12 protein-coding genes are annotated in these 12,349 nt (G+C 70.6%); 7 read left to right on the plus strand and 5 right to left on the minus strand.

Annotation, left to right across the window (positions count from 1 at the left end; all coding sequences use genetic code 11):
• Window position 1: 1 nt before the first annotated feature.
• Window positions 2-607: a TetR/AcrR family transcriptional regulator gene (locus ASF88_RS04395; RefSeq protein ID WP_055914734.1), complete on the plus strand. Its 606-nt coding sequence runs from the start codon at window positions 2-4 to the stop codon at window positions 605-607.
• Window positions 608-617: 10 nt separating this feature from the next.
• Here ASF88_RS04395 and ASF88_RS04400 read toward each other — a convergent pair whose 3' ends face one another.
• The 5 genes from ASF88_RS04400 to ASF88_RS04420 form a co-directional block, all read right to left on the minus strand.
• Window positions 618-944 carry a hypothetical protein gene (locus ASF88_RS04400; RefSeq protein ID WP_055914737.1) on the minus strand — a complete coding sequence of 109 codons (327 nt, stop codon included), beginning with the start codon at window positions 942-944 and terminating at the stop codon, window positions 618-620.
• A gap of 135 nt (window positions 945-1,079) precedes the next feature.
• Entirely contained in the window at window positions 1,080-1,985 is a 906-nt protein-coding gene (locus ASF88_RS04405) for a DsbA family protein (RefSeq protein WP_235493272.1), read from the minus strand.
• A 118-nt stretch (window positions 1,986-2,103) separates the two neighbouring features.
• A complete protein-coding gene (locus tag ASF88_RS04410; protein ID WP_055914742.1) occupies window positions 2,104-3,363 on the minus strand; it encodes an alpha-hydroxy acid oxidase in 1,260 nt (419 codons plus the stop codon).
• Window positions 3,364-3,373: 10 nt separating this feature from the next.
• On the minus strand, window positions 3,374-4,126 hold the full coding sequence (locus ASF88_RS04415) for a FadR/GntR family transcriptional regulator (RefSeq protein WP_055914745.1): 753 nt from the start codon (window positions 4,124-4,126) through the stop codon (window positions 3,374-3,376).
• Between the two features lie 65 nt (window positions 4,127-4,191).
• Window positions 4,192-5,637: an MDR family MFS transporter gene (locus ASF88_RS04420; protein ID WP_055914748.1), complete on the minus strand. Its 1,446-nt coding sequence runs from the start codon at window positions 5,635-5,637 to the stop codon at window positions 4,192-4,194.
• Window positions 5,638-5,730: 93 nt separating this feature from the next.
• On the opposite strand from ASF88_RS04420, the gene ASF88_RS20895 reads away from it, so the two are divergent.
• The 6 genes from ASF88_RS20895 to ASF88_RS04445 all read left to right on the plus strand — a co-directional run bounded on the left by ASF88_RS20895 (window position 5,731) and on the right by ASF88_RS04445 (window position 12,336).
• Window positions 5,731-6,339, plus strand: a complete 609-nt coding sequence (locus tag ASF88_RS20895; protein ID WP_055914751.1) for an ArsR/SmtB family transcription factor — start codon at window positions 5,731-5,733, stop codon at window positions 6,337-6,339.
• Window positions 6,336-7,634: an MFS transporter gene (locus ASF88_RS04430; RefSeq protein ID WP_082518743.1), complete on the plus strand. Its 1,299-nt coding sequence runs from the start codon at window positions 6,336-6,338 to the stop codon at window positions 7,632-7,634. The genes ASF88_RS20895 and ASF88_RS04430 overlap by 4 nt, the downstream gene beginning before the upstream one ends.
• Window positions 7,635-7,726: 92 nt before the next feature.
• Window positions 7,727-11,449, plus strand: a complete 3,723-nt coding sequence (locus tag ASF88_RS04435; RefSeq protein WP_235493274.1) for an AAA family ATPase — start codon at window positions 7,727-7,729, stop codon at window positions 11,447-11,449.
• 88 nt (window positions 11,450-11,537) lie between these two features.
• Window positions 11,538-11,711: a hypothetical protein gene (locus tag ASF88_RS20295; protein WP_157498223.1), complete on the plus strand. Its 174-nt coding sequence runs from the start codon at window positions 11,538-11,540 to the stop codon at window positions 11,709-11,711.
• 41 nt (window positions 11,712-11,752) lie between these two features.
• Window positions 11,753-11,977 (plus strand): hypothetical protein, encoded by a 225-nt coding sequence (locus tag ASF88_RS04440; protein WP_055914757.1) that lies wholly within the window; start codon window positions 11,753-11,755, stop codon window positions 11,975-11,977.
• On the plus strand, window positions 11,974-12,336 hold the full coding sequence (locus ASF88_RS04445) for a type II toxin-antitoxin system PemK/MazF family toxin (RefSeq protein WP_055914761.1): 363 nt from the start codon (window positions 11,974-11,976) through the stop codon (window positions 12,334-12,336). Before ASF88_RS04440 ends, ASF88_RS04445 begins: the two co-directional genes overlap by 4 nt.
• Window positions 12,337-12,349: the final 13 nt, after the last annotated feature.

The raw sequence follows: 12,349 nt of genomic DNA on the forward strand, positions 1-12,349 counted from the left end.
GATGGACACCGACCGGCGCACCCGGCTGACCCCGGACGAGCGCCGGGCGCAACTGGTCGCGCTCGGCGTCGCGCACCTCGCCGAGCATCCCCTCGACTCCCTGACCATCGAGGAGCTGTCGGCGCAGGCCGGGGTCTCGCGCGCTCTCCTGTTCCACTATTTCGGCTCCAAGCAGGGCCTGCACCGGGAGGTCGTCCGCACCGCGCGCGACAGCATGCTGCACGCCACGGAGCCGATCCCCGAGCTGCCGCCGCGGGAGCGCCTGAGCGACACGCTGGCGCGCATCGTCGCGTTCGTGCGCGACCACAGCGGCACGTTCTACTCGCTGGTCCGCGGCGTCGCGAGCGGCGACGTGGAGGTCAGGGCCGTGGTCGAGGAGGCCAGGGGCGAGCAGGCCGAGCGGATCATCGCGGTGTTCCTCGAGCTGGGCGCGGCGGACGTTCCTCTGCTGCGCATCGGGCTGCGCTCCTGGATCGCGTTCGCCGAAGACGTCCTGGTCGCGACCGCGATCGGCACCGACCTGCCGTCGGAGGCCATCGTCGGCTTCCTCGAGCGGAGCGCCGACGGCGTCGTCGCGGCCGTGCCGACCGCGGGGGAGCGCACCTAGGCCGCAGGCCTCAGAGGCCCTCCTCGTCGAGGTCCTCCTGCGTCAGGATGCCCTCGTCGGGGTCGCCCTCCGGGTCGTGCTCGTCGTAGTCGGGCTCGGCCTCGCGCGCCTGGCCTCCGGTGGGGCCGTCGTTGCCGTCGCCGGGGCCGTCCCACACCGTCTCGCCGGCGACACCGTCGGTCGTGACCAGCTCGTCCGCGAAGTCGGCCTCCGCGATCGGGTCGTCCAGTGCGTAGTCGACCTCGCCGTCGCGGGGGTCGACCCAGCCGGCGGTGTCTCCGGCGTCGGAGTCGCCGATGGCCGGGTCGTCTGCGCCGTCTTCGGGGATGCGGTCCATGCTCGTCTCCTCACCTGCGGGTTCGGGCCGAACGTACACCCGCAGCGCACCCGCGGAAAACGATCGGTCCCGACTCGCCGCGACGGCGGAGGCCGCGCCGGCGGGTCGGGACCGATCGATCGGAGGAGGCGGTGCTCAGCTCGCCTTCGGGAAGCTGTAGGTGCCGCTGGAACCGGCGTCCTTGACGGCCGCCTGCACGAACGTGGCGAACTGGGACGCGTCGGTGAAGCCGCCCTGATAGCGCTCGCCGTTGACGAACACCGTCGGGGTGCCGAAGCTGCCGGTCTGCGGGTTCTTGAGCTGGGAGTTCGCGACGGCCTCGTTCGTGCGGTTCGTGACGAACTTGGAGTACGTCTGGTCGTTCACGCACTTCGTGATCGCCGACGAGCTCACGCCGGCGCCCTTGAAGAGTTCCAGCATCTTGGCGTTCGTGAGACCGGAGCCGGTCTGCTCGTCCGGCTGGTTGGCGAACAGCGCGCTGTTGACGTCGAAGAACTTGTCGGGCTCGTAGTTGGCCACGCACGACGCGGCGGCGGCCGCACGGGTCGAGTACTGGTTGTTGGTGCTGGAGTCGAGGATGGCGATGGGGTGGATCTCCAGCGTCGCCTGACCGTCGGCCATCCACTGCTTCATCTGATCGGAGTTCGTGGTCTCGAACTGGTCGCAGTACGGGCACTGGTAGTCGAGCCAGATCTGGATGTGGGCGGTCTTGCCGTCCAGCGTCTGGGTCGTCGGCGTCGGCTTGGCGCCCTGCGCGATCGCCGGGGTGGTGACGGCTTTGTCAGCCTGGGTGAGCAGGATTCCGCCGCTCAGCATGTTCTTCGGGTTCGCGACGTTGTTGGACGCGCTGACGCTCGTGAAGATCACGACACCGATGATCGTGAGCACGGCGATGATGCCGACGATCACCGAGCTCTGCACGATGACCTTGCGCCGCTTGGCCTTCCTCGCGGCCTCCTCGCGCATCTTCCGCGCCGTCTCGCGCGCCTCGGCGCGACGGTCGTTCTTCGTGGTGGTCGCGCCTCTGCCTGTAGCAGCCATTCAGGTCATTCCGTTTCCGACGGTGGACAAGTCTCCACGCCAAGCGTATGGGTCTTTTCCTTTGGATGCGCTGTGGCGTGGCTGCGTAACACGGCGGTGCGCGCGGCACGCCGGCGAGTCAGGCGCGCGTGACGGCGTCCGTCGCCTCGCCAACCGGCAGCAGGCGGCGCAGCTGCGTGACGTGCGCGGGCGTGAGGTCGGCCAGGGTCGGCACCTCCAGCAGCTTCATCGTGCGCACGACCTGGTCGCTCAGGATCTGGATCGTCCGGTCGACGCCGGCGCGGCCTCCCGCCATCAGGCCGTAGAGGTAGGCCCGGCCGATCAGCGTGAACTTCGCACCGAGCGCGTACGCGGCGACGATGTCGGCGCCGTTCATGATGCCGGTGTCGATCGCGACCTCGGTACGGTCGCCCACGGCCTCCACGACCTGCGGCAGCAGATGGAAGGGGATCGGCGCCCGGTCGAGCTGGCGGCCGCCGTGGTTGGAGAGCACGATACCGTCGACGCCGAGGTCGACGAGCTTGCGGGAGTCCTCCACGTTCTGCACGCCCTTGACGACGATCTTGCCGGGCCACATCCCGCGGATGACGTCGAGGTCGGCGAAGCTGATCGACGGGTCCATCGCGGCGTCCAGCAGCTCGCCGACGGTGCCGCCGGTCGATGACAGCGAGGCGAACTCCAGCTTGGGCGTGGTGAGGAAGTCGTACCACCACCACGGCCGAGGGATCGCGTTGATCACCGTCCCGAGGGTGAGCTGCGGCGGGATGGAGAAGCCGTTGCGCTTGTCGCGGAGGCGCGCGCCGGCGACCGGGGTATCGACCGTGAAGAACAGGGTGTCGAAGCCGTTCGCGGCCGCGCGGCGGACGAGCTCGTAGGAGATCTCGCGGTCGCGCATCACGTAGAGCTGGAACCAGTTGCGGCCGGTCGGGTTCGCCGCCTTCACGCCCTCGATGGAGGTCGTGCCGAGCGTCGACAGCGTGAACGGGATGCCGGCCGCGCCGGCTGCTCCCGCCCCGGCGACCTCGCCCTCGGTCTGCATCAGCCGCGTGAAGCCGGTGGGCGCGATCCCGAACGGCATCGCGGAGGGCCCTCCCCAGATCTCGCAGGACGTGTCGACGGTGGAGACGTCGCGCAAGATCGACGGGTGGAACTCGATGTCCTGGAACGCTTGCCGCGCCCGGGCGAGCGAAAGCTCGCCCTCTGCCGCACCCTCCGTGTAGTCGAAGGCGGCCTTCGGCGTGCGGCGCTTGGCGATCGTGCGCAGGTCCTCGATGGTGAGGGCGGCGCTCAGCCGGCGCTTCTTGGCGTCGAGCTCCGGCTTCTTGAACGACAGGAGCTCGAACAGCTCGGCGGGCTTCGGGAGTTGGCGGGTGACCATGTTCGTGTGCCTAACGTGCGTCGGTGGACGGGGAAACGGACGGGGATGGAGCAGTGACGGCGGATGCCGGGGCGGCGTCGCGGTAGTAGCCGCTGATGTGATCGTGGATGCGCGTGCGGGCTCCTGCCGCGTCGCCGTCGGCAATGGCCGCCATCACGGCTCGGTGCTCGGTGCGCAGCCGCGCCGCCATGGCCTCCCACTCCGGGAGGCGCGCGGCGCCGGCGAGAACGTAGCCTTCGATCGAGCTGCGCAGTCCGGCCATCATCGTGGCGACGACGGCGTTGCCCGCGGCCTCCGCGAGCGCAAGGTGGAACTGCGCGTCGAGCGCGAGGAACTCGGCCGCGGTGAGCGCGGGGTCGTCCATGGCGTCGAGCAGTTGGTGCGCCTCGTCGAGGTCGACCTCGGATCCGCGTTCGGCGAGTTCGCCGGCGACCGAGGACTCCAGCAGCAGTCGCGTGCTCACCACGTCGGCGACCGGGAAGCCGCTGGCCGCGACCTGCAGGCGCATCAGGGCCTGCATCCCGCCGAGCGGGCGGGCGATGATGATGGCGCCGGAGGTCGGCCCCGATCCGGTCTGCGTGCGGATCAGGCCCATGGCCTCCAGAACACGCACGGCTTCGCGGACGCTGGAGCGGGCGACGCCGAACTCGGCGGCGAGAGTGCGCTCGGGCGGCAGGTGGTCGCCCGGCCGCAACCGGCCGTCGACGAGCCGCTCCTCGATGCGGGCGAGCACGCCCTCCCACGCCTTCGGCTCGGTGCTCACCGGCGTGCCCTCCTCGCGCGTATCGTGTGGTCGGACCACATGGTCCGACCACACGATACCACGCGTCAGTCGGCGGTCGCGGGGGCTCGGCCGAGCTCGACGTCCTCGACGCGGGAGCGCGGCATGAGCAGGCCGGCCACGATCGTGAGCACGGCGACGATCGCCACCGACACGAAGACGGCGGTGGAGGCGCTCTGCACGGCCGCGGGGGAGTGCGCGCCTCCGGAGGTCGACAGGATGATGGCGTTCGCGATCGCGCCGAACACGGCGACGCCTACCGCGCTGCCGATGGAACGCGCGAACATGTTGGTGCCGGTGACCACGCCGCGCTCGCTCCACGAGACGCTCGACTGGGCGGCGATCAGCGTCGGCGTCGCGACGAGGCCCATCCCGAGCCCGACGATGAAGCAGCTCACCGCCACGAACAGCACGCTCGGCGTGACGCTGGTGGCCGCCAGCAGGATCGTGCCGAGGATCGCGATGCTCGTGCCGAGCAGTGCGGTGTTGCGGAAACCGATCCGCAGGTAGAAGCGGCCTGAGACGCTCGCCGCGAGCGGCCAGCCGAGTGTGAGGGCTGCGACGGAGAGACCGGAGACGAGCGGCGGCACACCGATCGTGGATTCCAGGTAGGTCGGCACGTAGGAGGTGAGCCCGATGAGGATCGCCCCGATGCCCAGCGAGACGAGCGTGGTCGTGACCAGCAGCCGCCGGGAGAACACCCACAGCGGCAGCACCGGCTCCGCGGCCCGTCGCTCCACGAGCGCGAAAGCGACCAGCAGGAGGCCGCCGAGAGCGAAGGCGCCGATGCTCCAGGCCGAGTTCCAGGCCCAGGCCTGGCCGCCCTCGAGCACCGCGAGGATGAGCAGCGACATGCCGGCGGTGAGCAGCGCCGACCCCGCATAGTCGATGCGGTGCCGCTTGCGCTCGATGTTCTCGTGGAACGCGCGGATCAGCATCCACGCGGCCAGGATGCAGAGCGGAACGTTGACGAAGAAGATCCACCGCCACGACAGGAACTGCGAGAACAGTCCGCCGAGCGTGGGACCGACCACCGACGAGATCGCCCAGACGCTCGCGAGGTAGCCCTGGGTCTTGGCCCGCTCGGCGACGGTGTAGATGTCGCCGGCGATCGTCATCGACATGGGCTGGATGGCTCCGGCGCCGAGACCTTGGAGCGCGCGGAAGGCGATCAGCGCGGGCATGCTCCAGGCGAACCCGCACAGGATCGAGCCGAGGAAGAACAGGCCGATGCCCGCCAGCACGATGGGTTTGCGGCCGACGGTGTCGGAGAGCTTGGCGTAGACGGGGACGGAGACCGCCTGGGCGAGCAGATAGATCGAGAACAGCCACGGGAACTGGGCGAAGCCGCCCAGGTCGCCGACGATGGAGGGCACGGCTGTCGCGAGGATCGTCGCGTCGATCGCGACGAGTCCCGTCGTCAGCATCAGCGCGATCAGGATGGGGCCGCGCTCGGAGCGGAAGCCCACGCTGGCTCGGGTGATTTCGTTCATCCCTGTGAACAACCCGTGCGGGCCGCGATCATTCCCGCACGGCACGAAAGAACCGGCTTGACGTGAAAGAAGTCGTAGCGCACAATCTGAAACATGTCTTTCACATCTGGTGGACGCCCGGAGGACCGGCGTACGGTCACCGACCCGCGCGCCCTGCGCGCACTCGCGCACCCGACCCGGCTGGCGCTGCTCGACCACCTCATGTCGTTCGGCGCCCGTACGGCCAGCGAGTGCGCCGAGGCCGTCGGCTCCACGCCCTCCAACTGCAGCTACCACTTGAGGGCGCTCGCCCGCTTCGGCCTGGTCGAGCGGGTGGAGGCCGAGGACGGCCGGGAGCGGCCGTGGCAGTCGACGGCCACCGGCCTCCAGCTCGGCCGCGCCGACGACCCCGGCGTCCAGCTCGGCGTCGACACCGTCGAGCGCTTCTTCGCCGACCACCAGGTCGACGAGGAGGCCGCACGGCTGCACCGCGCGATCGCCCGGCGCGACAGTGTGCCGCCGGCCTGGCGCGAGGCGAGCATGCTCTCCGGCTACGCCCTGCGCATCAGCCCCGACGAGTTGCGCGAGCTGGGGGAGCGGCTGGACGCGCTGATCCGCCCCTACATCGCGCTGACCCGTCAGGACGCCCCGAGCGACAGCGCCGTCGTCGCGCTCAACCTCAACGCGTTCCTCCATCCCGACGAGGAGGTCGACGCCTCGTGAGCCGTTCACCGCTCTTCCGCCGCGACTACGCGCTGATCTGGACGGCCGGTCTGGTCTCCGACACCGGCGACTGGCTGCTGATGATCGCCCTCCCGCTGTTCGCGTTCTCGGCGACCGGTTCGGCGCTGGGCGCGTCGGCCGTGTTCCTGGCCGAGCTCATCCCGATGCTGCTCGCCGGCACGTTCCTCGGCGTGCTGGTCGACCGCTGGGATCCACGGCGCACGATGATCGTCGTAGCGCTCATCCAGGGCGTGGCGCTCCTGCCGCTGCTCGCCGCGACCTCCGACCGCATGGGCATCGTCTACGTGGTGGCCGCGGTGCAGGCATGCCTCGGCGCCATGATGAACCCGGCGCGCCAGTCGATGGTGCCGCGGCTGCTGAAGTCGGACGAGCTGGGTCGCGGCAACGCCCTCCTCGCCATCGCGGACAACCTCGCCCGCCTGGTGGGTTCGCCGCTCGGCGGTCTCGCGTTCGCCCTGGGCGGGCTGACCGGTGTGGTGATCGTGGATGCGGCGAGCTTCGGCGTGACGGCCCTGCTCGTCGCCTTCACGCGGCCGCTCCCGGCGAAGGCCGCGGCCGCCGGCGCCGAGACCGCGCCCGCCGTCGAGCGTCGTCTCCTCCACGAGTGGGTGGAGGGCATCGCGACCGTCGTCCGCACCAGGGAGCTGCGCACGATCGCCGTCATCGCCGTGCTCGGCAGCATCGCGCAGGGTGTCTTCCTCGTCCTCTTCATCGTGTACGTGACGCAGGATCTCGGCGCGAACGACACGGAGGTCGGCCTCCTGCGCGGCGTGCAGGCAATCGGAGGAGTGCTGGGAGGCCTGCTCACCGGTGTGCTGATCCGCCGGTTCGCCTCGCGCTGGCTCATCGGCGGAGGCTACCTGGTGTTCGGGGCGCTCTCTCTGCTCACCTGGAACCTCGCCCCGGTCACGACCTCCGTGTGGGTCTACGCCGGCCTGTTCATCGCGATGGGGCTGCCGGCTGTGGCGACCGCGACCGGCGAGATCACGCTCGTGCAGACCGTCACTCCTCGGGCGACGCTCGGGCGCGTGATCGCCGCGGTGACCACCCTCTCGGGCGCGGCCCAGGGCGTCGGCCTCCTGGTCGCCGGCCTGATCGCCGAGTCGGTCGGCACCGTCCGCGTCCTGGACGCGCAGGCGACGCTCTACCTGCTCTGCGGGGTGCTCGCGCTCGTGTTCCTCGGAGTGGCGAAGGGCGCGGGCGGCCGGGAGCCAGTGGACGCGAACCTCGGGGTGACCGATTCGGAGGCAGGGGCCGCCCGACCTGCGGGTTGACGCGAAACCCGCGCAGATTGCCGGGCGTTTCGCGCTCGGGCACGTAGGGTGTCGGTGTGTGGCGACTGGATAGGAAGAGCGAGGACGACGACATGACGTCCGACGTGCCCGAGGGCGACGCGCTGCATCCGGCGTCGAACACGACCTCCCCGCACTCCCTGAGCCTCGGCGATCCCGGCCTCGTCGCCGGCAACATCGCCGACCACGTGTGGGCGCGGTGGCGCGAGGAGATCGCGGCGATCGGCGGCGAATCGCCCCTGCTGCACTTCGAGGACAGCCCGCGCACGCGCATCGAGCTGAGCACGACTCATCCGGGAGGCCTCCCGCAGTTCATCACCGGGCAGAGCACGCTGCTCTCCAGCCTCATCCGCGACGAGCTGGCGCTGCGCACGGCCCGTGCCGCGGCGAACGCGATCACCGCCAAGGGCATCGAGCTGCGTTCCGTGCGCGGCATCGAGTCGATCCACCTGGCGATCGGCCTCGCGCAGTGGAGGCACGGCTCCGACGAGTTCCTGGCGCCGATCCTGCTGCGCCCGCTGGCCATCCGCCGCTACGGCCGCGACTTCGAGCTGAAGCTCAAGGGCCAGCCGTTCCTGAACCCGGAGCTGGCCAGGGCGCTGTCCGAGCAGTTCCAGATCACGCTCGACGCCGACGCGTTCGTCGCCCTCGCCCTTCACGACGGGGCATTCAAGCCGCAGCCCGTGATCGACCGGCTGCGCGGGCTCACCTCCCATCTGCCGTGGTTCAACGTGCAGCCGCGCCTCGTGGTGTCGTCGTTCGTCGATGTGGCTCCGGCGCTGCGGGCGGAAGCCGACGACCTCGACACGCCGTTGCTGGACGCCCTCGCGGGCAACCCGACGGCACGCACCGCGATCGAGAGCGCGTTCAGCCCCGCCGACCCCATCCGCCAGGACGAACGTCCGCCGGCCACCGACTCCCTCCTGCTCGACGCCGACGAGGAGCAGGAGAACGTCGTCGCGCAGATCTCGGCCGGCAACTCGATCGTCGTGAAGACCCTCCCGGGCACCGGAGGCACGCAGACGGTCGTCAACGCCGTCGGCGCACTCGTCGCCCAGCACAAGCGCGTGCTCGTGGTCGGGCCGCGGCGCTCCAGCCTCGAAGACATCGCCCAGCGGTTCGCGAAGGTCGGCCTGCCCGGCGTCGCGGTCACCCCGCGCACCCTCCGCCGGGACCTCATCCAGTCCATCGGCCGCAACGAGAAGGCGGAGCAGCCGCGCGTCACCGACGTGGACGACGCGCTCGTGCGGCTCCGCAAGGTGCTGCTCGACTACCGTGCCGCGCTCGCCCGCCGCGACCCCGTGCTGCACGTCTCCGTGCTCGACGCGCTGCGCGAGCTCTCACGGCTCGCGCTGCTGCCGGCTCCGCCGGCGACCACGGCACGGCTGAGCCGGGCCTCCATCGAAGCGCTCGCCTCCGGGCGCGACGCCGCCGCCGACGCCCTGATCCGGGCCGCCCGCCTGGGCGAGTTCCGGTACGGTCCCAGCGACTCGCCCTGGTACGGCGCGTCGTTCGCGACGACCGAGGAGGGCAAGGCCGCCCACGACCTCGCCAAGAAGCTCAGCCGCGCCGAGCTCCCCCGGCTCATCGAGCGCGCCAGGGCGCTGATCGGCCAGACCCGGATGCGGCCCTTCGAGTCGATCGCCGAGCTCGGCGTCTACCTGCGGCTGCTGCTCGACGTGCGCGAGACGCTCGACCGCTTCACGCCCAACGTCTTCGACCGCTCGATCTCGGAGCTCATCGCCGCGACCTCCTCGCGCCGCGAGTCGCCGACGATGTCCGGGACCAACCGGCGGCGGCTGCGCAAGCTCGCCCTGGAGTACGTGCGCCCAGGCGTGCACGTCACCGATCTCAATGAGAGCCTGCGCCGCATCCAGCAGCAGCGCATCCTCTGGAACCGCTTCGCCGTCGCCGGCGTCGTCCCGGAGGTGCCGGTCGGCATCGCCGACGTGCAGGTCGCGTACCAGCGCGTCGCGGAGGACCTCGCCCGCCTCGACATCCCGCTGCGCCGCACCGGCACGCCGCAGTCGCTCGCCGCGCTGCCCATCGAGGAGCTGACGCGCCAGGTCGCCGGCCTCGCCGCCGAATCGGAGGTGCTCGCCAACCTCCAGGAGCGCACCGCCCTGCTCGGGCAGCTGCGCGAGCGCGAGCTGGACCCTCTGCTGTCCGACCTGTCGGTGCGCCACGTGCCCGAGACGCAGGTCAGCGCCGAGCTCGAACTCGCCTGGTGGCAGTCGGTGCTGGAGGCCCTCCTCGCCGCCGACCGCGCCCTGCTGAGCGCCAACACGAGCGTGCTCGACCGCTTGGAGGCCGACTTCCGTCTCGTGGACGAGGCCCACGCCTCCGCGACGGGCAAGCAGCTCGCGTGGATGCTCGCCGAGACCTGGAAGATCGGCATCGTCGACTGGCCGGAGGAGGCCAAGGCGCTCAAGAAGCTGCTCACGACGACCACGCCGACCGGTGCCTCGCTGAACGCGGCCGCGCCGCACCTGGCGCGCCCGCTCGCCCCGGTCTGGCTCGTGTCGCCCTACGAGGTGCCCGCGATCGACGCCGAGGTCGCGTTCGACGCGGTCGTCCTGATCGACGCCGGAGCCTCCACCCTGGCCGAGAACGTCCCCGTGCTGCGCCGCGCCCGCCAGGTCGTGGCCTTCGGCGACCCGGTCACGCAGACGCCCTCCCGCTTCGACACCGGCGTGCACGAGTACGGCACCACTGTGGAGGCCGCGGACGTCGACGCCCTGCACGGCGACTCCGCGCTCGCCCGGCTCTCCGAGCTCCTCCCCGTCTACACGCTCGCGCGCAGCTACCGCGCCGGTGGTGAAGACCTGGCCGAGCTGGTCAACCGCCGCTTCTACGGCGGCAAGATCGACTCGCTGCCGTGGGCCGGAACCTACCTCGGGCACGGCAGCCTCGCCCTCCACTACGTCACCGGTGGTCAGGGGATGCCCGACAGCGACACCGGCGCGGTCGAGAGCACCGACGCCGAGGTGGCGAAGGTGGTCGAGCTCGTCCTGCGGCACGCCACCGAGCGTCCGCGCGAGTCGCTGATGGTGATCACCGCGAGCGAGCGGCACGCCGTACGGGTGAACCAGGCCGTACTGTCGGCGTTCTCGAAGCGCACCGAGCTCGCCGACTTCATCCTCGGCGATCGACCCGAGCCGTTCACCGTCGTGACCCTCGAGCAGTCGGTGGGCCAGAGCCGCGACCGCGTCGTCTTCTCGATCGGCTACGGTCGCACCCCGCACGGCCGGCTGCTGTCGAACTTCGGAGCCCTCGCGGAGCCGGGAGGCGACCGCCTCCTCGCCGTCGGCATGACGCGTGCTCGCCGCGGCATGGACATCGTCTCGTGCTTCCGCCCCGACGACATCGACGAGTCGCGCATGCGGCACGGCATCGCCGCGCTCGCGCAGGTGCTGGGGGAGGCCGACCAGCTGCAGGCCGCTGTGCCCGAGTACCTCAGCCCCGACGCGGACCCGATGATCCTCGACCTCGCCAAGCGCCTCGCGCGCCGCGGCCTGGATGTGCAGGTCGGCTACCGCGGCAAGCTCACGCTTGTCGCGTCGAACGAGGGCCGCGCGGTCGTCGTCGAGACCGACGACGACGTGAACAAGGGCAGCCTCCGCGAGTCGCTGCGGCTGCGCCCCGACGTGCTGCGGCGCCTGGGCTGGCACTACCTCCGTGTGCACAGCTTCGAGCTCTTCGCCGACCCGGACGCCGTGGCCGGCCGCATCGCCCACCTCATCGGCATCTCGGAGGCCAACACCGAGACCGCGCCGATCACGCTGCCGGAGCTCTGAGCCCCTCAGCCCGCATCTGCGCGCCGAATGTGCTCCCCAGGAACGTCCGACGGCACATGTGCGGAGGATCTGCGCCTAGCCTGGAGTGGTGAACGAGCAGCAGCACGACAGCGAGCGACCAGCGCGGAAGTCGCGCCGGGTGCGGCGCGAGGGCGCGCCGGGCGCGGACCCGACGCCGCGCGTGCCGGAGCGCGACCACGACGACGGCTCGTGGTCGTCGAACGACGAGCAACTGCGACGGGACGTCCCGCCGCACTGGTGACTCTGGGACTCTCTTCGGTCGTACTCTGGTAGCATCTCGGTATGACTGTGAAGCTGAGTGTGAGTCTGTCCGATGAGGATCTGCAGTATCTCGACAAGATCGCGGCCGACATGAAGGGCAACCGATCCGCTGCCATCCACAAGCTTCTCCGCGTCCAACGTGAACTCGATGCCGAGGACGCGTATGCTCAGGCGTTCGACGAGTGGGAGAGCTCGGGTGAGGATGCGATCTGGGATCGCACTGTGCGAGATGGGCTGTCCGAGTGAGGCGCGGTGATGTCGTCGAGGTTCTGCTCGATCCGGTCGTCGACGGCGAAGCGGGCAAGCTGCGCCCGTGCATCGTCGTCAGCTCGGCAGGGATGAATGCATCGGTCACGAAACGGTCGCGCGGCGTCATCACCTGCGTGCCGGTGACGTCGAACGTCTCGAACGTCCACGCCGACTTCCAGGTAGAGGTCGCGGACCCGGACGATCTCACCCAGATGGGGCTGCGCGTCCCGTCGAAACTGCAGGCGGAGCAGGTGCGCGCGATCGGGTTCCCCCGTGTCACGCGAACACTGGGTGCGACTCCGGGATGGATCATGCGCCAACTGGACGAGGCGCTCCGATTCCATCTTTCGCTTTAGCGGAGCCTCAGCG

The organism is Leifsonia sp. Leaf336 (assembly GCF_001423695.1).
Taxonomy (GTDB): domain Bacteria; phylum Actinomycetota; class Actinomycetes; order Actinomycetales; family Microbacteriaceae; genus Leifsonia.

Bases quoted from the DNA above. Each gene is read 5' to 3' on its own strand.
- ASF88_RS04395 (WP_055914734.1), top strand. From the start codon at position 2: ATGGACACCGACCGGCGCACCCGGCTGACCCCGGACGAGCGCCGGGCG.
- ASF88_RS04400 (WP_055914737.1), bottom strand. From the start codon at position 944: ATGGACCGCATCCCCGAAGACGGCGCAGACGACCCGGCCATCGGCGAC.
- ASF88_RS04405 (WP_235493272.1), bottom strand. From the start codon at position 1,985: ATGGCTGCTACAGGCAGAGGCGCGACCACCACGAAGAACGACCGTCGC.
- ASF88_RS04410 (WP_055914742.1), bottom strand. From the start codon at position 3,363: ATGGTCACCCGCCAACTCCCGAAGCCCGCCGAGCTGTTCGAGCTCCTG.
- ASF88_RS04420 (WP_055914748.1), bottom strand. From the start codon at position 5,637: ATGAACGAAATCACCCGAGCCAGCGTGGGCTTCCGCTCCGAGCGCGGC.
- ASF88_RS20895 (WP_055914751.1), top strand. From the start codon at position 5,731: ATGTCTTTCACATCTGGTGGACGCCCGGAGGACCGGCGTACGGTCACC.
- ASF88_RS04435 (WP_235493274.1), top strand. From the start codon at position 7,727: ATGACGTCCGACGTGCCCGAGGGCGACGCGCTGCATCCGGCGTCGAAC.
- ASF88_RS04440 (WP_055914757.1), top strand. From the start codon at position 11,753: ATGACTGTGAAGCTGAGTGTGAGTCTGTCCGATGAGGATCTGCAGTAT.